Annotated in this window: 23 protein-coding genes; 6 read left to right on the plus strand and 17 right to left on the minus strand. The window is 57.8% G+C overall.

Annotation, left to right across the window (positions count from 1 at the left end; genetic code table 11):
* Window positions 1-22: 22 nt before the first annotated feature.
* A complete protein-coding gene (gene mutM, locus AC0L8N_RS10085) occupies window positions 23-835 on the minus strand; it encodes a bifunctional DNA-formamidopyrimidine glycosylase/DNA-(apurinic or apyrimidinic site) lyase (protein ID WP_473667517.1) in 813 nt (270 codons plus the stop codon).
* A gap of 182 nt (window positions 836-1,017) precedes the next feature.
* Between mutM and AC0L8N_RS10090 the strand changes: the two genes are divergently transcribed.
* Entirely contained in the window at window positions 1,018-2,208 is a 1,191-nt protein-coding gene (locus AC0L8N_RS10090) for a DesA family fatty acid desaturase (RefSeq protein ID WP_473667518.1), read from the plus strand.
* A 139-nt stretch (window positions 2,209-2,347) separates the two neighbouring features.
* Here the strand turns inward: AC0L8N_RS10090 and rpmG are convergent, their stop codons facing one another.
* The 3 genes from rpmG to radC form a co-directional block, all read right to left on the minus strand.
* Window positions 2,348-2,503 carry a 50S ribosomal protein L33 gene (gene rpmG / locus AC0L8N_RS10095; RefSeq protein ID WP_473667519.1) on the minus strand — a complete coding sequence of 52 codons (156 nt, stop codon included), beginning with the start codon at window positions 2,501-2,503 and terminating at the stop codon, window positions 2,348-2,350.
* Window positions 2,504-2,520: 17 nt separating this feature from the next.
* Window positions 2,521-2,757, minus strand: coding sequence for a 50S ribosomal protein L28 (gene rpmB, locus AC0L8N_RS10100; RefSeq protein WP_473667520.1), 237 nt, complete (start codon window positions 2,755-2,757; stop codon window positions 2,521-2,523).
* Window positions 2,758-2,910: 153 nt separating this feature from the next.
* A complete protein-coding gene (gene radC / locus AC0L8N_RS10105) occupies window positions 2,911-3,585 on the minus strand; it encodes a RadC family protein (protein WP_473667521.1) in 675 nt (224 codons plus the stop codon).
* Window positions 3,586-3,747: 162 nt separating this feature from the next.
* Here radC and coaBC point away from each other — a divergent pair, with 162 nt between their 5' ends.
* Together coaBC and dut are read left to right on the plus strand one after the other, a co-directional pair.
* On the plus strand, window positions 3,748-5,022 hold the full coding sequence (gene coaBC / locus AC0L8N_RS10110) for a bifunctional phosphopantothenoylcysteine decarboxylase/phosphopantothenate--cysteine ligase CoaBC (protein WP_473667522.1): 1,275 nt from the start codon (window positions 3,748-3,750) through the stop codon (window positions 5,020-5,022).
* Between the two features lie 10 nt (window positions 5,023-5,032).
* Entirely contained in the window at window positions 5,033-5,488 is a 456-nt protein-coding gene (gene dut / locus AC0L8N_RS10115; protein ID WP_473667523.1) for a dUTP diphosphatase, read from the plus strand.
* 15 nt (window positions 5,489-5,503) lie between these two features.
* Here the strand turns inward: dut and AC0L8N_RS10120 are convergent, their stop codons facing one another.
* Together AC0L8N_RS10120 and pyrE are read right to left on the minus strand one after the other, a co-directional pair.
* A complete protein-coding gene (locus tag AC0L8N_RS10120) occupies window positions 5,504-6,127 on the minus strand; it encodes a DUF4124 domain-containing protein (protein WP_473667524.1) in 624 nt (207 codons plus the stop codon).
* 112 nt (window positions 6,128-6,239) lie between these two features.
* The gene (gene pyrE, locus AC0L8N_RS10125) at window positions 6,240-6,887 is read right to left on the minus strand and encodes an orotate phosphoribosyltransferase (RefSeq protein ID WP_473667525.1); all 648 of its coding nucleotides are present in this window, start codon (window positions 6,885-6,887) and stop codon (window positions 6,240-6,242) included.
* Between the two features lie 166 nt (window positions 6,888-7,053).
* Here pyrE and AC0L8N_RS10130 point away from each other — a divergent pair, with 166 nt between their 5' ends.
* Window positions 7,054-7,824, plus strand: coding sequence for an exodeoxyribonuclease III (locus AC0L8N_RS10130; RefSeq protein ID WP_473667526.1), 771 nt, complete (start codon window positions 7,054-7,056; stop codon window positions 7,822-7,824).
* Here AC0L8N_RS10130 and AC0L8N_RS10135 read toward each other — a convergent pair.
* The gene (locus AC0L8N_RS10135; RefSeq protein ID WP_473667527.1) at window positions 7,812-9,308 is read right to left on the minus strand and encodes an MFS transporter; all 1,497 of its coding nucleotides are present in this window, start codon (window positions 9,306-9,308) and stop codon (window positions 7,812-7,814) included. The genes AC0L8N_RS10130 and AC0L8N_RS10135 overlap by 13 nt on opposite strands.
* A 133-nt stretch (window positions 9,309-9,441) precedes the next feature.
* Here AC0L8N_RS10135 and AC0L8N_RS10140 point away from each other — a divergent pair, with 133 nt between their 5' ends.
* Window positions 9,442-9,798, plus strand: coding sequence for a Rieske (2Fe-2S) protein (locus AC0L8N_RS10140; RefSeq protein WP_473667528.1), 357 nt, complete (start codon window positions 9,442-9,444; stop codon window positions 9,796-9,798).
* A 13-nt stretch (window positions 9,799-9,811) separates the two neighbouring features.
* Here AC0L8N_RS10140 and AC0L8N_RS10145 read toward each other — a convergent pair whose 3' ends face one another.
* The 10 genes from AC0L8N_RS10145 to AC0L8N_RS10190 form a co-directional block, all read right to left on the minus strand.
* Window positions 9,812-10,105, minus strand: coding sequence for a DUF6763 family protein (locus AC0L8N_RS10145; RefSeq protein ID WP_473667529.1), 294 nt, complete (start codon window positions 10,103-10,105; stop codon window positions 9,812-9,814).
* 152 nt (window positions 10,106-10,257) lie between these two features.
* The gene (gene trmB / locus AC0L8N_RS10150; RefSeq protein ID WP_473667530.1) at window positions 10,258-10,959 is read right to left on the minus strand and encodes a tRNA (guanosine(46)-N7)-methyltransferase TrmB; all 702 of its coding nucleotides are present in this window, start codon (window positions 10,957-10,959) and stop codon (window positions 10,258-10,260) included.
* Between the two features lie 120 nt (window positions 10,960-11,079).
* Window positions 11,080-12,717, minus strand: a complete 1,638-nt coding sequence (gene ubiB / locus AC0L8N_RS10155) for a ubiquinone biosynthesis regulatory protein kinase UbiB (protein WP_473667531.1) — start codon at window positions 12,715-12,717, stop codon at window positions 11,080-11,082.
* Window positions 12,718-13,332 (minus strand): ubiquinone biosynthesis accessory factor UbiJ, encoded by a 615-nt coding sequence (locus tag AC0L8N_RS10160; protein WP_473667532.1) that lies wholly within the window; start codon window positions 13,330-13,332, stop codon window positions 12,718-12,720. It abuts the gene before it with no gap.
* Window positions 13,332-14,075, minus strand: coding sequence for a bifunctional demethylmenaquinone methyltransferase/2-methoxy-6-polyprenyl-1,4-benzoquinol methylase UbiE (gene ubiE / locus AC0L8N_RS10165; protein ID WP_473667533.1), 744 nt, complete (start codon window positions 14,073-14,075; stop codon window positions 13,332-13,334). The genes AC0L8N_RS10160 and ubiE overlap by 1 nt, the downstream gene beginning before the upstream one ends.
* The gene (locus tag AC0L8N_RS10170; protein WP_473667534.1) at window positions 14,072-14,449 is read right to left on the minus strand and encodes a gamma-butyrobetaine hydroxylase family protein; all 378 of its coding nucleotides are present in this window, start codon (window positions 14,447-14,449) and stop codon (window positions 14,072-14,074) included. The genes ubiE and AC0L8N_RS10170 overlap by 4 nt, the downstream gene beginning before the upstream one ends.
* 16 nt (window positions 14,450-14,465) lie before the next feature.
* Window positions 14,466-15,803 carry an ATP-dependent protease ATPase subunit HslU gene (gene hslU, locus AC0L8N_RS10175; RefSeq protein ID WP_473667535.1) on the minus strand — a complete coding sequence of 446 codons (1,338 nt, stop codon included), beginning with the start codon at window positions 15,801-15,803 and terminating at the stop codon, window positions 14,466-14,468.
* A 1-nt stretch (window position 15,804) separates the two neighbouring features.
* Window positions 15,805-16,359 carry an ATP-dependent protease subunit HslV gene (gene hslV / locus AC0L8N_RS10180; RefSeq protein ID WP_473667536.1) on the minus strand — a complete coding sequence of 185 codons (555 nt, stop codon included), beginning with the start codon at window positions 16,357-16,359 and terminating at the stop codon, window positions 15,805-15,807.
* Between the two features lie 89 nt (window positions 16,360-16,448).
* Complete coding sequence (gene xerC, locus AC0L8N_RS10185) at window positions 16,449-17,357, minus strand: tyrosine recombinase XerC (protein WP_473667537.1); 909 nt, start codon at window positions 17,355-17,357, stop codon at window positions 16,449-16,451.
* Window positions 17,358-17,381: 24 nt separating this feature from the next.
* Complete coding sequence (locus tag AC0L8N_RS10190; protein WP_473667539.1) at window positions 17,382-18,086, minus strand: DUF484 family protein; 705 nt, start codon at window positions 18,084-18,086, stop codon at window positions 17,382-17,384.
* A gap of 209 nt (window positions 18,087-18,295) precedes the next feature.
* Here AC0L8N_RS10190 and AC0L8N_RS10195 point away from each other — a divergent pair, with 209 nt between their 5' ends.
* A complete protein-coding gene (locus tag AC0L8N_RS10195) occupies window positions 18,296-18,934 on the plus strand; it encodes a nucleotide-binding protein (RefSeq protein WP_473667540.1) in 639 nt (212 codons plus the stop codon).
* Window positions 18,935-18,944 lie beyond the last annotated feature (10 nt).

An 18,944-nucleotide genomic window follows, 5' to 3' on the forward strand; every position in this document is an offset into this window, starting at 1 on the left:
TCACGGGCTCCTGCCCGCACCACTATTTCTGGCAGTGCGTGCAATAGTACGTAGCGCGCTGGCCGAGTACCGCTGAGCGCAAAGGCTGTTTGCATCGGCGACACGGCCGCCCCTCACGGTCATAAACCGCCAGTTGTTGTTTGAAGTACCCTGGCTGGCCATCGCCGCCGCTGAAATCACGCAACGTTGTGCCACCCGCTGTCACTGCGCGCGTCAGGACTTCCTTGATTGCCGCCGCGAGATCTTGCATGCGTGCTTTGGAAACCTTTTGCGCCTGCCGGAACGGGTGAATGCCGGACTCGAACAGCGCTTCGCTGGCGTAGATGTTGCCGACCCCTACCACTATCGCCGCATTCATTATGAACGGCTTTACAGCAATGCGCCGGCCGCGCGCACGCTGCCATAAGTAGTTGCCACTAAACTCATCTTCCAGTGGTTCGGGACCCAGTTTCGCCAGCAGGGGATGAATGCTCTCGCCCTCGCTCCAGAGGAGCGAGCCGAACCGGCGCGGGTCGCGAAAACGCAGCGCTTTGTTATTGTTCATCACCATATCGACATGGTCGTGTTTACTGGCTGGCTCGTCGGGCTCGATGATTCGCAAACTGCCTGACATACCGAGGTGCAGTAACAAAGTTCCATTCTGAGTGCGAAACAACAGGTATTTCGCCCGCCGAGCGAGGCTTTCAATGGTGAGTCCGCAGAGCGTTGTTTCCAGTCCATCCGGAATAGGCCAGCGCAAGCGGCGGTCGCGAACGATGAGTTTGCGTACGCTTTGCCCTTCAATGAAAGGCGCAATGCCGCGGCGGCTGGTTTCAACTTCCGGTAACTCTGGCATGCAATGCTCTGTTTCTGTGCTGATGCGCGCTGTTAGACGCTGTTCGGGGAAGAAGGCAGGCGTCGTGGTCGGAAATCCCCTAAACCGGCTTATCCGCGCCTCAAATTCTGTTGACCGCATCCTTGGAGGGTCGCGGCCCATTCGTTATAGTGATCGCTTGTCTGTTCGAGCAGGATTATTGCATGGAATACCTATACGGCGTCCTTGATCTGAGTGTCTGGGGTTACGTTATCGCGATGTTGGTCATGATTCAGATCACGATGATGTCAGTGACTTTGTATCTGCATCGCGATCAGGCGCATCGTTCCCTCGAACTGCATCCGGTATTACGGCACTTTTTCCGGTTCTGGATCTGGTGCACGTCGGGCATGTTGACGCGCGAGTGGGTGGCGGTTCACCGCAAGCACCATGCGTTTTGTGAGAAAGACGGCGACCCGCACAGTCCGCAGGTATTCGGGCTGAAGAAGGTACTGCTGGAGGGTGCTGAGCTTTATCGGATAGAGAAAGACAACCCGGAAACGCTGGAAAAGTTCGGTCGCGGTACCCCGGACGACTGGCTGGAGCGCAATGTCTATCTACGTTTTCCCTTCGGCGGCATCATCCTGCTGATCATCGCCGATCTCGTGCTGTTCGGTGTTCCCGGCATTACGATGATCGCTATCCAGCTCGCCTCGATGCCGTTGTTTGCCGCTGGCATCATCAATGGCCTGGGTCACCACACCGGGTACAGAAATTTCGAATGCGATGACGCGGCAACCAACCTCGTGCCGTGGGGTTTATTCATTGGCGGTGAAGAACTGCACAATAATCATCATGCTTTTCCTACATCAGCCAAGTTTTCCATGCGTCGCTGGGAGTTTGATATTGGCTGGATGTACATCACTCTATTGCGCAGCGTTGGCCTTGCCAAAGTGCGCAAGGTTGCACCACGCCCACTGATCGAAGATCAGCCGGTCGCGCACGCTGATATCGAGAACCTGCGCGCCATCATCGTCAATCGCATGCATGTACTGCGTGACTACAGCCGGCAAGTAACGTTGCCCGTGTTGAAGCGCGAACGTGCGATCGTTGCCGGCAACCGTGCGCTGAAGCGCGCCCGGACTTTGCTGGTTCGTCAGCCGTCATTGCTGGACGAAAGCGCACGCGAGCGCCTGAGTCATTTGTTGTCGGATCATGCGACCTTGCGGACAGTGCATGAATTTCGCGAACGCCTGACGGCGTTGTGGAACGGCGCGAACGTCAATAACGAAAAACTGCTTAGCCAGCTACGTGACTGGTGTGCCGAGGCTGAGGCCAGTGGCATCAAGGCACTCGAAGAATTTGCCGAACGACTGCGTTGCTACCGTCTGCAGCCCGTGAACGCGATGGCTTGAGAATTTGTTGTCGAAACGGTGATCCGGGTAGTGGCATGGTGCCGTTACCGGCGGTTCGTTCTGCTGGCAAATTGAAGACAAAAAAATACCGGCTGCATGGCCGGTATTTTTTTGCGGCGTAGCCCGTCAGAAGATCGGTTTACTTGATCTTCGCTTCTTTATAGATGACGTGCTTACGTGCCTTGGGATCGTACTTGCGGGTCTCCATCTTTTCCGGATGCAGTCGCTTGTTCTTGGTCGTGGTGTAGAAGTGACCGGTACCGGCACTCGACACTAATCTGATTTTATCGCGCATGAAATTATCCTCTGCGGCTAGATGCGCTGGCCGGCGGCGCGCAGGTCAGCCAGAACCTTTTCGATTCCGTGCTTGTCGATAAGACGCAGCCCTTTATGCGATACGCGCAGCCGCACGTAACGTTTTTCGGTCGCCAGCCAGAAGCGCTTGTGCTGCAAATTCGGCAGAAAGCGGCGGCGAGTTCTGTTGTTAGCGTGAGAAACGTTGTTGCCGGTCTGCGGCCGCTTCCCTGTTACCTGGCATACCCTGGACATGACTAAGTCTCTGATTCTGTAAAAAATGCCCGCGAGCAGCGGGCAGTGAGCGCGTCTTTATACCAGCGTCGTGGGCGCCAATCAAGCGTGGCCGGCTGATTCCGAAGCTTTGGCCCGCCTGAAAGGAGCCGGCGCCAGTCGTTAAACCCAGCCTTAGACCAGCCCGCGGCTGGCCAGCGACGTGCATTGACCGTCGCCGACCACGAAATGGTCCAGCAGCCGGATATCGACCAGCTCCAGCGCGCTTTTAAGGCGGCGGGTAATGCGCTCGTCGGCCTGGCTCGGTTCGGCGACGCCCGAGGGGTGATTATGCGCCAGTATGACGGCAGCGGCATTGACGGCAAGGGCTTGCTTGACCACTTCCCGCGGGTAAACGCTGGTGCCGTCGATCGTGCCGCGAAACAGGGCCTCGAAGGCGAGAACCCGGTGCCGGTTATCGAGGAACAGGCAACAAAACAGCTCGTGCGGCAAATCGCGAAGCTTCGCGCTCAAGTAGCGCTCCGTGTCCGCCGGGCTGCGGATGGCAAGACCAACCGGCAGTGATTGCTCGAAATACCGGCGAGCCAGGTCCGGCAAGGCACGAAGCGTGGCGAGACGCGCCCGGCCAACGCCGGCCTGTTCACATAAAATTTGATCACTGGCGGCAAGTACGGCGCGAAGGCTGCCGTGCCGATCGATAAGCTGTTCCGCGAGCGCGGCGGCGGTTGCTGCACTGCTGCCTGAGCGCAGTACGGTAGCCAGCAGTTCACTGTCCGATCGTGTGGCCGGCCCGCGCCGGGTTGACCTGGCAGGCGCTGGCGAATCGGTCACGAGGGAGACCTGTTTCATGGACGCTCCTTGTCCGGGCATGTGCAGTGTTTACCAGGTGCCCAGTGTCGCGATCCCGGCTACCCGCCGACAAGCGCAAAAACCGGGCTGGTCGTGCCGTTTTACTGGCCACGGACCTACCGGGCGAGCTAAGCTCGCGACACCAAACGAAGTGACATGATCATGAAAACACGGAATATTTTGCTTGGCGTTACCGGTGGAATCGCGGCCTACAAGGCTCCTGAACTGGTGCGGCGCTTGCGCGAACGGGGTGCCGAGGTGCAGGTCGTGATGACGCAATCGGCGACTGAATTTGTAACCGAGACGGCGTTGCAGGCAGTTTCCGGGCGACCGGTGCGAAACAACTTGTGGGATCGGGATGCCGAAGCCGCCATGGGGCATATCGAGCTCGCGCGCTGGGCCGACACGATTCTGGTGGCGCCCGCGACGGCCGAGTTCCTGTCACGGCTCGCGACCGGTTCCGGCGCTGATCTCCTTAGTACTATCTGCCTCGCCAGTGAAGCACCTGTTACGGTTGCGCCGGCAATGAACCGGGTCATGTGGGCAAACGCCGCCGTGCAAGCCAATTGCGAAGCACTGGCAGGTCGTGGGGTCCGTTTCATCGGGCCGGACAGTGGCGATCAGGCTTGTGGTGAACACGGCCCTGGTCGCATGAGCGAACCCGAGGCGATTGCCAGTGAAGTTCTCGAGGGCGTCGCTGCGCAAGCGACAGCAGCGCCGGTCGCGGCTGTGTCCCGTCCACAACTACTGGCTGGAAAGAAAGTGATGATCACGGCGGGCCCCACCCGTGAAGCGATCGACCCGGTCAGGTACATCACGAACCGCAGCTCCGGCAAAATGGGCTATGCGCTGGCGCAGGCAGCACTCGACGCGGGCGCGGAAGTTACCTTGATTAGTGGTCCTGTGAATATTGCTCCACCGGCATCGGCAATGGTTGTTGCCGTGGAGTCCGCGCAGCAGTTGTTTGCTGCGACGCATGAACACATTGACGACATCGACATCTTTATTGCGGCGGCCGCCGTTTCTGACTATCGGCCGGACAAGACTTCGGCACATAAGATCAAGAAGTCGCAGGCCGAGATGAGCCTGGAGCTTATCCGTGCGCCAGATACGCTCGCCTCCGTAGCGAGACTGGAAAATGCGCCGTTCACCGTTGGTTTCGCGGCCGAAACTGACCGGGTACGCGACTACGCGCGTGGCAAGTTGCAGAATAAGAAACTCGACATGATCGTAGCCAACAAAGTCGGCGCCGATTGCGGTTTCGATTACGATGACAATACGGTCGATGTCTACTGGCGGGACGGTGAAAAGGCCTACCCCAAGGCGTTGAAGACCGAACTTGCGCATGAGCTGATCGCATTGATTGCTGAGCGATACGATGCGCGTTACAGCATCGAAACTCAGACAGAATTACCGGCCATTTCCGTACCCGACTGAAGGACCCGTTTTGCGCTCTATTGAATTGAAGATCCTCGACGCCCGAGTGGGCGATACGATTCCCTTGCCGCATTACGCGACTGACGGTTCCGCCGGCCTCGACATGCGAGCTGTTATTGACGACGCCCTGACCGTCGAGCCGGGTCAAACCGTGTTGGTTCCGACCGGTCTTGCGATTTACATCAAAGATCCGGGTCTTGCTGCCGTGCTGTTGCCGCGCTCTGGTCTCGGCCATAAGCACGGTCTCGTGCTGGGCAATCTAACCGGGTTAATTGATTCGGATTACCAGGGGCAGGTGTTCATTTCCTGCTGGAATCGCAGCAACGCGGCGTACGAAATTCAGCCGGGCGAACGCATCGCGCAGATGGTTTTCGTGCCCGTAGCACAAGTCAGTTTCGAGGTGGTTGAAGAGTTCGCCGGCAGTGAACGCGGCGAGGGCGGATTTGGTCACTCAGGCACTGGCTGAGCCAGCGCTCAGAAATCAGTTAAGACCTTTCAGTGCCTTGAAGCGATCAATGTCGCTGTCGAAGCGAGCCACAATCGTTTGCTCATCTTCGCGGAACCGTTGCAGGTTGGCTTCGTGGCGTTCGATGGTCTTGCGGGTTTCATTCAGGTCGGCCGCAAGGTCCGGGTCTATCATCGGCGCGTCAGCGTTGACGCTGTACGGTTGAAAGTCGGCCGCTTCTTCTTCCAGTGAGGTCATCCTGCGCTGGAGATTGCGCAGATAGAGTTCAGTTACCCGTGCCTGCGCCTGAAAAAGCTCCACGCGTCGGTCCCGGTGCATTTCGATTTCGTCTATCGACAGGTAAGTGGCCAGCAGGGCCTGGTCGGCGCGACGTTGCAGCTCCCGCTGCATGCGTGCTTCTTCCTGGCGTTGCTCTTCGGCGATTTCTTCGGGCGTTTTCTTGCCCTGCAGTACGCCAACCGTAACGCCGGCGTCATTCAGTACCTGCTTCTCAACTTCGGCGTACTCGGGTGGCACGCTATCGCCATAATGCACAACGCCCTCTTTATCGACCCAGCGATACAGCTTCTGAGGCGTATCGGCCAAGGCGGCGCCACCGGCGAGGGCAAGCAGCAAAAATGTTAGTAAGAAGAGTCGCATAGCGCGAATATCACATAAAATCCGTTGACGAAAGAGGGACTGGTTCGCGTTCTTGGAGCTTAAGTTGTCCGGTTTGGCCTGTAAAGCAACGTTCGCAATCGCTCAGCGCCGATCAGGTCTTGATGCCGTAACGTCGGCGGTAGTCCACGACTGAGTCCAGGTTCTCTCCGTACTCAGTGGATTCTTCGAGGAGCTCAATCACGTCTTCCAGGCTGACAATACTGGCGACCGGTATATTTAACGTCTGTTCAAGTTCCTGCACGGCCGAACGGGAATCACGACCGACTTCCTGACGGTCAAGCGAGATCAGCAGACCGGCAACTTCCGCGCCAGCACCGCTGATGATTCGTTCCGCTTCGCGTACCGCGGTACCGGCGGTGATCACGTCATCAACGATCAACACCTTTCCCGACAGGGGAGCGCCGACGATGCTGCCACCCTCACCATGCCCTTTTTCTTCCTTACGATTGAAGGAGTACGGAACGTCAATATCGTGGTGTTCAGCGAGCGCGGCGGCCGCGAGTGCTGCCAGCGGGATGCCTTTATAGGCCGGGCCAAACAGCATGTCGAACTCAATTTTGGATTCGACAATCGCACTGGCGTAGTAACGACCCAATTTTGCCGCGGCATAGCCGTTGCTAAACAGGCCGACATTAAAGAAGTAGGGACTTTTTCGTCCCGACTTCAAGGTGAATTCGCCGAACCGCAATACACCGAGTTCCAGTGCCAATTCCAGAAATTCGCTTTTGTAAGCTCGCATGATCTTGGTCTGACTTCCAGCTTCTGTATGATGGCATCCCTGATTGCTGCTTAGGGTTAGTCATCGAGAACGGGGCCCCAGAGTATGCCACAGCTACAGTGTTCGCTGTACGAATCGTCTTGTCGATTGCTATAGATAAACTCACGCCCGTCCGGAAAGGAAAATAGTGTTTCGTGTAATTAGTTTGAACGCCAATGGTATTCGCGCCGCCGCTCGCAAAGGCTTCTTTCAGTGGATGCAGGTACAGGATGCGGATGTCGTCTGCATTCAGGAAACCAAAGCGCAACTTCATCAGCTTACTGATGATTGTTTTTCCCCCGCGGGCTATCACTGCTATTACGAAGACGCAGTCAAAAAGGGCTATAGCGGGGTTGCCATCTACACGCGTCACGAACCGAAAAAAGTTATTCGCGGCCTGGGCATCAGTGAGTTCGACGATGAAGGCCGCTACCTTGAGGTCCAGCTCGATGGCCTGTCCGTAGTTTCGTTGTACCTGCCGTCCGGTTCATCCGGCGACATACGCCAGGACGTGAAATTCCGCTTCCTGGATCACTTCCTGCCACATCTGCAAAAAATGAAACGGCGCCGAAGTGAAGTCATCGTGTGCGGCGACTGGAACATTGCGCACAAGAAGATCGACATCAAAAACTGGCGTGGCAATCAGAAGAATTCCGGCTTCTTGCCCGAAGAGCGCGAGTGGATGGATCACTTGTTTGGCAAACACGACTTTGTGGATACGTTTCGGGTCGTTAACGAAGAAGCCGATCAGTACACCTGGTGGTCAAATCGCGGTCGTGCATGGGATAACAATGTTGGTTGGCGCATTGATTATCAGGTCGCAACACCGGGTTTGCGCGACAAGGTAATTGCCACCGACATCTTCAAGGACATCCGCTTCTCGGATCACGCGCCGTTGACGGTTGACTACGACCTGTGACCGGGTGAATCAGCGACGTCCGCGTCGTCGTTGACGCTGTCGAGCATTTTACGCACCCATGGCAACAGCAAGTAGGCGGGCAAACCGAACAGGAAGCTGAGCAGGAAAAAATTGGCGTAGCCGAGCGACTCCGCGCCGAAACCACCCGCCCAGCCGGCAACCGAGCGAGCGAGGACGAACATGGAGGACAACACCGCGTACTCGGTTGCGGCATTTCGTTTGTTGACGATCGACATCAGGAACGCGAGAAAAGCCCCGGTGCCGAGACCCTGAGTAAACGATTCCACAGCGCTGGCGCTGTACATCATGATCTGGTGATTAAGTGGTTGATTGGTTTCGACGCCCGGCAATGGAAAGACTGAGGCGATATAGGCATAGCCCAGATTCGAAACGATTTGGGTCAGACCGAGTATCCACAGCCCTTTGAATACACCGACCCGGTCGGTAAACCAGCCACCGACCAGCCCACCGGCGATCGACAGGACGAGCCCAATCTGTATCGAAACGATGCCGATCTGCCGGGCACTGAATCCAGCATCCACCCAGAAAGGCTTGATCATAAAGCCGATGGTTTGATCGGCAAGCTTGAAGGTCAGAATGAATACGAGGACCGGGAAAAAGTATCGACGAGCCGACATCTCCACGAATGCACCGAATACCGGACCGTCGACCAGTTCGCTGCGGTCGATTCGTACGCCTCGCCGACGGTTATAAACACCGGCCAGGAGTGCGAGGCATATCATGCAGAGCGCGATCGCCGGGACCGCTTTTGCTAGCGCGGTCGCGCCCATAAGGCGCAGCGGCGTGCCGAGTGCGAAGACGATCAATCCCGAGAGCAGCAGCAAAGCAGGTAACAACACGGACGGCTGTTTAAACAATGTGGCCAGTTCATTGTTTGCGGTCACCGCGGATTTCTTTGCCGCTGGCGGTTCCGGCGGTGCCAGACGGCAGGAAACGCCAGCGACGATCAGAATGATCGCGGCCAGAAAATAGACGCCGCTCCAGCCGATCAGCGGCTGTACCCAAAGCAACCCGCCTGCGGTCAGCATACCAACCCGGTACAGGCCGATGCGTAAGCCGTTAGCGAGGCCGAATTCGCGCTTGTTCAGGAATTCGACGGTGTAGCCATCGATGGCAATGTCATTGGTGGCCGACAACAAGGTGAACAAGGCAATGGCGAACCACATCCAGCCGCCGAATTCCGAATAGATTGCCAGCGTGAACATGATTGCTGCCATGCAAAGATCGACGAGCAGCATCCAGGTGCGGTGATGCCGGTAGTGATCCACGGCGGGCGCCCAAAGGAATTTCAGGGTCCACGTCAGACCCAGGAGGCTTAGAAAACCGATATCAGACAGATCGATGCCCTGCATCCGAAAATGCACGGGCAAGACTTCATAGAAGATGCCGAGCGGGAAACCCTCCGCGAAATACAGAACGCCGACCCAGAACATGCGTGACTTCAGTATGGATCGTTCGTTCATGCCGGGGCCAACGCTTCACAATAGTCGAGGATGCGTGAAACCTACGCTATCCTTGCCGCGGCGGCCAGTGGCTGACGATGCCTGCGGGTGGACTGCCGCAGATTGAACGGGACTCTCGCGGACAAGGATGACAATGGCGCAGGAACTGGCAGTAACGGTCGGGCGATTCGATGAGCTTGATGATCCGGGATGCCGGGAGTTTAGTATTGGTGAGGGCGACTGGCCGTTCCGCGGGTTCGTCGTACGCAAGGCCGATGCCGTGCATGCCTATCAGAATTACTGCGCGCACGCCGGTCATCCGCTGAACTTCAAACCCGACAACTTCCTGACCAAGGACCAGTCGTTGATCATCTGTTCATCGCATGGCGCGTTGTTCGATATTGATTCGGGCGTTTGCGTTGCAGGACCGTGTCCCGGCAAAGCGCTGCGCCGAGTCCGCGCCGAAGTGATTGATGGTGAGGTTGTCGTTTACGGACCGGACTCAGCCTGACAGGACTCGCTGATTACTCCGAGTTTTCCAGGATTTCCAAGGGATCTTGCCAGCCGAGTGGCGAATCGCCCGGTTCGCTATCGAGGAAATCCTCCGGGGTCATATCGACGGAACCCGACCAGTCTTCGGGAGCGCGGACCTGTTCGATCAGCAAAGCTGGCCATGCCTCCATATCAACTTCATCGATCGTGCCGTCGAAGTACTGCAACTCGACGGTGGAATCCTGTTCATCTACAGCAACCACTTCAAACAACGTCCCGTTGCTGCGGCGATACCAGTGCCCGATAACGGGGAATACGACGGCCATGGTGTTCATCTCCTGCGTTCGAATCAGATCCTCAGAGTTTCAGCGGCTCCCTTACTCTTAGGTATAGTTGATTCGCACCGCTTAGCAAGCTGCGGTGCAGAAGATGACGGCGGTCAGGTTTGCAGGGCTGTCGTCATTCTTGAGTTTGCGAACTAAATTCGTCGCAACTTCCAGTCAACGATGGCATGGCCTCGCTGCAGTCCTCGTCGTTCGAACTTCGTCGTAGGCCTTTCCAACGGACGATCGCCGCTGTGCCCCCGCCTCTCGACGATTGCAAATTGATGCGCATGGGCAATTTGCTCGTCGATATGTTCGGCGTAACCGGCCCAGTCAGTGGCGATGTGCAGGCTGCCCGCAAGCTCGAGTTTTGTTGCGCACAACGCCAGAAAGTCCGGGTTGACGATGCGTCGCTTGTGATGCCGTTTTTTCGGCCAGGGGTCCGCAAAGTAGAGGTTGATTCGGGCCAGCGATGCGTCAGCTATCTGATTCGCGAGGACTTCAAGTGCGTCGTGTGCAATCAGCCGCAAATTGGAAATCTCGGCAGCTTCAATGTGCAGCAGGCAATGACCAACACCGGGCTCGTGAACTTCAACACCGAGGTAATTGCGGTCAGGGTCGCCAGCGGCCTGCTCAACCAGGGTTTCGCCGTTACCGAATCCGATCTCGAGAACCGTCGGTGCGCTGCGCCCGTAGCAGGACCCGAAATCCAGATATTCATCTGCATAGTCGATACCGAATTGCGGCCAAAGTTCGCGCATGGCGCGGTTCTGTGCGCCGGTCATACGGCCAGTGCGGCGAACAAAACTGCGCACTGTGCGCTGGCGTTGCTTATCGTTCCCGGTGTCTGCCGGCATCAGTTGTTTCCAGGATGTCGTATGGCGGTGTAGTGCTCACACCGATAGAAAAAGTACCGACGCAGACTATGCTCTGCAACCGTACGGTTGAAAACTCGGCATAGTCTGTTTCCGCATGACTCAGGAGCGGGGGCGGCCTTGAACAAAGGCTGCAACGGCACCTGCGAGCAGTGCAGCTCCCAGCCATGGCAGTGTTTCCAGTGCCAGTAATACGGTGCCACAAAGGGCCGCCGTGCCGCCGATCAGCAAGACGAAACGCTGTCGTGCCTGGCTCGCGAGTTGTTTGTCGATCCGGGTAAGGTCATCGGACCTCACTGTCATGCTCAAGCTACCGGTTGCCGCCTGATCAGCCAGGTACTTGACCACGCCCGGCAACTCGCGAAGCGCTTCTCGCAGCTGCGGCAGGTTCTGCCGAATACTGTCGATAACGGCGCGACCGCCGACCTGCTCGTCCATCCAGCGCTTGAGTACCGGATGCGCGGTTTTCCAAAGGTCGAGTTGCGGATACAGCTCGCGGCCCAGTCCTTCAATATTGAACAGGGTCTTCTGCAACAAAATAAGTTGCGGTTGAATTTCCATGTCGAAACGGCGCGCTGTTTCAAACAAGCGAATCAATACTTGCGCAAAGGAGATTTCCGCGAGCGGCTTGTTAAAGATCGGTTCGCACACCGTGCGTACGGCGGATTCCAGTTCGTCCACACGGGTATTGGCGGGTACCCAGCCGGAATCAACGTGCAGCTTCGCAATCTTCAAATAGTCGCGATCAAAAAATGCCAGAAAATTCTCGGCGAGATAATGCTGATCGGTCGGGCTTAGTGTGCCGACGATGCCAAAGTCGATCGCTGCGTACTTTGGATTGGCCGGATCGTCAATCTGCACAAAAATATTGCCGGGATGCATGTCCGCATGGAAAAAATTGTGACGGAACACCTGGGTGAAGAATATCTCCACGCCGTTCTCCGCCAGCTTTTGAATGTCCGTGCCGGACTCACGCAAGGTTTTCATGTCGCTGATGGGTACGCCGTAGATACGTTCCTGCACCAGCACCTGTGTCCGACAGTAGTCCCAGTACACTCCGGGTACGTACAGCAGGTCTGAATGCTCGAAGTTGCGTTTCAGCTGAGCCGCATTGGCCGCTTCACGCATCAGGTCGAGTTCATCGATGATGGTTTTCTCGTATTCGGCCACAATTTCCAGCGGTCGCAAGCGCTTGCTGCCGGGCCAGTAACGATCCGCAAGACCCGCAATCAGGAACAGCACTTCAAGATCGCGATCAATCAGCGCCCGCACGCCGGGACGCAACACTTTAACAACGACTTCGCTGCCATCGTGCAGGGCAGCACTGTGTACCTGAGCTATCGACGCTGCAGCCAGCGGCGTGTCGTCAAAACGCGCGAACACAGACTGCACGGATTCACCGTAAACCTCATCGAGGATGCGTACCGCTTCCTCCGAGGCAAAAGGCGGCACCTGATCTTGCAACTTGGCGAGTTCGTCGGCGATGTCCGGCGGCAGCAGGTCGCGTCGTGTTGACACGGCCTGACCGAATTTCACAAATATCGGACCCAGCTCTTCGAGAGCGAGGCGGAGCCTCTGCCCCAGCGGTCCATCAGCATCCTTGCTGCGCGGGAACAGGTAAAAGAGGTAGCGCAACGGTCGCAGGAAGTGGGTCGTCTTGATGATTTCGTCCAGACCATGACGAACCAAGACGCGTTGTATGCTCAGCATCCGGAGCAGGGTACGCCGACGAAAAATCATTCAGTCGTTATCCCTGGCCGCTTCAAGTCGCGACATGCGTGCCGCGGCCCGTTCGACATCGTCGCGCAGTACCTGAACGGCGTCCCGAAACTCATCAGCCTCAAGTCGACTCGGCACGCTGCGACTTTCTTCCTGCAGGTACTCGCCAATGTTGGCGCGCAGCGTGGAGCGCGCTGCGTGGCCCCAGCGACCGACATTGCGCACGACATCGCCGATGCCGTGCGCGGCCGTATCGCCGACAACGCCGGAAAGTTGTTCTTCAAGATCGGGGCGTGCGTACCGTAGCAGCTCACGAAAGTCATTGGCGACCAACGCGTCGCCGGTCAGTTCGATGCGGCCGTCGCGTATGAGTGCCTCGCCGTCGTCACCCGCCAGTCTGGCGAGCGACAGCAGGGAGCCGGTAATGACGACGTCCGGATCAATATCATCGAGGGTATTGAGGTCCAGGCGGTCGCGATTTGCCGTCAAGCCGACAGCTAACGCCGTGTCCCGTACGCGAACGGCAATCGTCTTGGAATCCAGTCGGGCGCAGAGTTGTTGCGCGGGCGTGACCTGTGCGATCTGCCTGTTCAGCATTGAGATGACGGGGTTAAACAGCGCGAAAAGCGGGTCCATCAGAGGCGCACGCCGGTGTGCAAGGCGACGATGCCGCCTGCCATGTTGGTGTACTTGCAGCGTTCGAAACCGCTGTCCTGCAGCATGCCAAGCAGCGTTTCCTGGTCCGGGTGCATGCGGATGGATTCGGCGAGGTACTGGTAGCTTGCGTCGTCCCCGGCGATCAGCTTGCCGAGCATTGGCAGCACCTTGAAGGAATACGCGTCATAAGCCGGTTGTAGCACGTCGGCCGGCTTTGAGAATTCGAGGATCAGCAATTTGCCGCCGGGCTTCAGTACCCGGAACATGGAAGCGATAGCGCGTTCCTTGCGACTGACATTGCGCAGGCCGAAGGCAATTGTGATGCGGTCGAAGGTGTTGTCCGCAAACGGCAGCTGTTCGGCATCCACCTGGGCAATGGATAAGTTGCCGGCCACGCCGGCGTCAACCAGTCGTCGCCGACCTTCGCGCAGCATGCTGGCATTGATATCGGCCAGCACGACCTGGCCGGACGAACCGACCTGCCGTGAAAAGGCCAACGCCAGGTCCCCGGTGCCACCGGCCAGGTCCAGTACCTTCTGACCGCGCCGCACAGCAGCTTCGGTAATGGTCTGTCGTTTCCACAGGCGGTGCAGCCCGCCCGACATCAGGTCGTTCATGACGTCGTAGCGGCTGGCTACCGAATCAAATACGCCGCGAACACGCCGCGCCTTGTCGGCCAGCGGGACGGTTTGGTAACCGAAATGTGTGTTGTCGTCGCTCATGGGTCCGGGCTGTCTGGCGGGGTGCGGCGAGCATAACCCGCAGCCGTCAGGCGGTCGAGGTAGTCGGCCCATCGCTTGTCCTGCTCGCGACCCAGTTCGTGCAGGTAACGCCACGAAAACAATCCCGAATCGTGGCCATCGTCGAATATCAGGCGCACTGCGTAGCGGCCGACCGGTTCGACTTTCAGGACCTGCACGTCTTCTTTACCAGTTTGCAGTACTTCCTGACCGGGGCCATGGCCTTTCACTTCGGCCGATGGCGAGGAAACCCGCAGGTATTCAAATGGCAGGTCGAATTGCTGGTCGTCGTCGAATCGGACCGTCAGGCAACGCGATCCTGTGCGCAGTCGAATCTCGGTCGGGGTGGGATCCATGCTGGTTGCCTTCTACTCAGAGTATGTAGCGACTCAGATCCTCGTCTTGCGACAGTTCACCAAGGTGGGCGTCCACGTACGCGGCGTCGACCAGCACTTCGGTGCCGCTCTTGTCCGAGGCTTCGAATGAAACCTGCTCAAGCAGCCGTTCCATTACGGTGTGCAAACGCCGTGCGCCGATGTTCTCAGTGGATTCATTGACGTGAAACGCAACCTCCGCCAGCCGGCGGACACCGTCCTCGGTGAAATCAAGTTTCACGTCCTCCGTGGCGATCAGTGCCTTGTACTGCGATGTGAGCGAGGCGTCCGGCTCGGTCAGGATGCGGATAAAGTCTTCGGTCTTCAGTGGCTTCAGTTCAACCCGGATCGGGAAGCGGCCCTGCAACTCCGGAATGAGGTCGGATGGCTTCGAGACATGGAAGGCGCCGGAGGCAATGAACAGGATGTGATCAGTGCGTACCATGCCGTACTTGGTGTTGATGGTTGAGCCTTCGACCAACGGCAGCAGATCCCGCTGCACGCCCTCGCGTGACACATCTGCGCCCATCGTCTCCGAACGGCGCGCGACTTTGTCGATTTCGTCAAGAAACACGATGCCATGCTGCTCGACGGCTTCGACCGCCTGCAGCTTCATCTCTTCCTCGTCGAGCATCTTCGCTGCCTCTTCGTCGGTCAGCAGTTTCATCGCTTCGCGGACTTTCAGCTTGCGGGTCTTGCGCTTGTTGTTCGACAGATTCTGGAACATGCCTTGCAGCTGGCTGGTCATTTCTTCCATGCCAGGTGGGGCCATGATCTCGACGCCTACCGGCGTCACTTGAATATCAATTTCGACTTCTTTGTCGTCGAGCTTGCCCTCGCGCAGCATCTTGCGAAATTTCTGGCGTGTTTCGCTGTTGTCTTTGCGGGGGCTGGTCTCTTCACTGTCTGCGGCGTGCGGGCTGCCGGGCAACAAGGCATCGAGCAGGCGTTCTTCGGCGGAATCCTCGGCGCGGTGGCGGACTTTTTCCATCGCCGATTCGCGCGTTAGTTTAACGGAGATATCGACCAGATCACGGATGATGCTGTCCACTTCCCGGCCAACATAGCCCACTTCCGTGAACTTGGTGGCCTCGACCTTGATGAACGGGGCCCTGGCCAGTTTGGCGAGGCGCCGCGAAATTTCGGTCTTGCCGATGCCGGTTGCACCGATCATCAGGATGTTTTTGGGCGTGATCTCGCTGCGCAGGGGTTCGTCGACCTGCACGCGGCGCCAGCGATTGCGCAGTGCAATCGCGACCGCGCGCTTGGCTTCATCCTGGCCAATGATGTGCTTGTCCAGTTCCTGGACGATCTCTCTTGGGGTCATTTGTGACATGTTATTTCTTGCCGCCAACAGTGGATGGCAGTTCCTCGATGACGATATTTCGGTTGGTGTAGACGCAAATGTTGCCGGCGATGATCAGGGCTTTCTCAACGATTTCGCGGGCACTCATCTCGGTGTTCTCGGCCAGCGCCATGGCAGCGGCCTGGGCAAATGAGCCGCCGGAGCCTATCGCCATCAGGTCATTTTCCGGCTCGATCACGTCACCATTGCCGGAGATGATGAACGATGCCTCCTGATCAGCGACACACAGCAATGCCTCAAGGCGTCGCAAACGGCGATCCGTTCGCCACTCTTTCGCCAGTTCGATGGCCGCGCGGGTCAGGTTGCCGTATTGCTCGAGTTTGGATTCGAACAGCTCGAAGAGCGTGAAGGCATCGGCGGTGCCGCCGGCAAAGCCCGCGATGACGCGCCCGCCGGCAAGGCGTCGAACCTTGCGTGCATTACCTTTCATGATCGTGTTGCCGAGACTGACCTGGCCGTCGCCGGCGATGGCCACGCTGTCGCCACGTCGTACGGAAACGATAGTGGTGCCGCGAAATTGTTCCATGCTACTGGGTTCCTGACTGTTTGCCGGGATCAAAGGGCCGCACAGTATAGACCGCCCGGGCGTCCGGGTGTCCGGCGTTGCCTGCGTGCTTACTTTTTGGTTTTGATCCGGGCCCTTGGATGGGTTTGATCGTATATCTGGGCCAGGTGCTGGAAATCAAGATGGGTGTAGACCTGAGTGGTACTGATATTGGCGTGACCCAATAGTTCCTGTACACCGCGCAGGTCGTGACTGGATTCCAGCAGGTGGGTGGCGAACGAGTGCCGCAGCAAGTGCGGATAGACCCGTGCGTCGATGCCTTGCTTGCGGGCCCAGTGCGCGACGCGCTGCTGCACGGCGCGATGACTCAGCCGGCGGCCTTGCTGGCTTACAAACAGGGCTTTTTGGGAGTCGTCCGCCAGTGCCGGGCGTGCTTTGCGCCAGGCCTCGATCGCCGTCCGGGCTTTGCCACCGACCGGCACAATTCGTTCCTTGCTGCCTTTGCCGGTTACGCGGACTGTGCCGTCGGCGAGGTCGACATCGTGCAGGTCGAGCGAGACCAGTTCTGCCAGTCGCAGGCCTGAAGAATAGAACAGCTCCAGTATGGCCCGGTCGCGTGCCACCAACGGCCCTTCGCCCTCTATCTCCATAAGCCGAGACATGCGGTCGGCGTCGAGATTGCCGGGCAGTCGCTTCTTCGATTTTGGCGCGCTGACGCCGATGACCGGGTTTCGCGACACCAGCTTCTCGCGCAGCAGGTAGCGAAAATAGCTGCGTACGGCGGACAGGCGCCGCTGAATGCTGCGGGACGAGAGGCCCTTGCGGTAACAGCGCGCGCTGAAATTACGGATATGTTCGTCGTCGAGTTGTTCCCAGCGCAGGATGTCCTGTTCGCTACACCAGTTGGCCAGTGTCTCCAGGTCGCGCTGGTAGTTCTTGCAGGTCAGCGGGGAAAGGCGCCGCTCCATAGCAAGATGACGGATAAATTCGTCGATGTGGCAGCGTTGGTCGTCACGCAAAGCGTGCTCCCGTTACAGGGTGACTCAATAGCGGCGCAGTGCTGCCGCCAGCAGATCGCCGAGGCGGGCCAGAAAATCAATGCTCATGCCCGGGTGGAAACGGTCGGCGTCGGCACTGCCGATGGCGAGGAAGCCGGAACTGGATTTCTTGCCCAGCGGCACGAGCGCAACCGAGCCCACTTCGTCGGCTTCGCCAGGGAACAGGAAGTCGCGCTGTGCATCGCGAATCTGGCCACAACGTGGCAAGTCGCTATCAAGAAAAGTCGAGAACGCCTTCATCGGCACATCGTCGCGCTCGATAGGGCGGAAGAAGCGGCTGATGTCGGCTTTCTCGAACAGGTCCGGGTCTGTGAACAGAACCAGCACCGAGTGATCGGCACCGAACGAGGTGCGCAGCGCGGTCTCGACCACCGCAAGGGTCTCTTTAAGACTGTCCGCGGCCAGCAACGTGAGCGCCATTTCGTGAATCTTGGCGGCCAGAATATCGTTGGCGCGCGCAACCTCCACCAGCTCTTTCAACTTCCGTTCAAGTTTCAGGTCTTTCTGGCGCAATACTGATACCTGCCGTTCTACGAGTGACACAGTGCCGCCGGTCACGTGCGGGAGTCTGAGCATGCCGAGCAGAGTGTTATGCCGTTCGAAAAAATCCGGGTGCGCTTCAAGATAATCGTACACCGACTGTTCCGACGCTGCGTCATCAACAAATTCCTGTTTCGTCTGGGTGCTCATCTGGCGCGTTTCCCCTGCTACTTTCTTAATGCCGATGTATACGGCGTCGGTCTCATGTCGCCGAGAGCTTAGCATGATCGGTGACCCGTTCTATTCGCTTCGCATTCACTGCAACAACTCGCAATAGTCTGTCAATGGACTTTTAATTGCGGCGCGGGTAGTTTACATAAACCTGCTAATAACAACTAAACCTGACTCGGGGACTGGCAATGCGGCACATCATGGTCATGAACGCCAAAGGCGGTTGCGGCAAGAGCACCTTGGCAACGAACATAGCGGCTTATTTCGCGAACGAGGGCCTCGCAGTTGCGTTGGCCGATTTTGATCCACAACGCTCCGGTCTGGACTGGATAGAACGTCGTCCGGAAAGCCGGCCGTCGATAGCCGGCGTTGCGGGTTACGAGGACGGGCTCAGGAAGTTGCCGCGCACGGCGGACTTGCTGGTCATCGACGCGCCAGCACGAACACACGACAAAGAACTCAACGATCTCGTTAAGCACGCCGAAACCATCGTCGTGCCGGTACTGCCGTCAACGATTGATATGCAGGCCACTGACCGCTTTATTACCGAGCTGAAAGGGGTCAGCAAGATCGAGAAAAAAGGTGCGAAAATCGGCGTAGTGGCAAACAGAGTGCGTGAAAATACGCTTATCTTCGAAGAACTCGACGAGCATCTGACGACTGCCCGGGTGCCGTACATCACGGCGCTGCGCGAGGCTCAGAATTATGTTCGCGCCTATACACGCGGGCTTGGAATTCACGAGTTGCCGGAATACCTGGCGTGGCCGGACTGGGAACAGTGGGACCCGCTGGTCAAGTGGCTCAAGAGCGTACGCAGCCAGCCCTGAGCCAGAGTAA

This window comes from Woeseia sp. D3-10 (assembly GCF_055809415.1).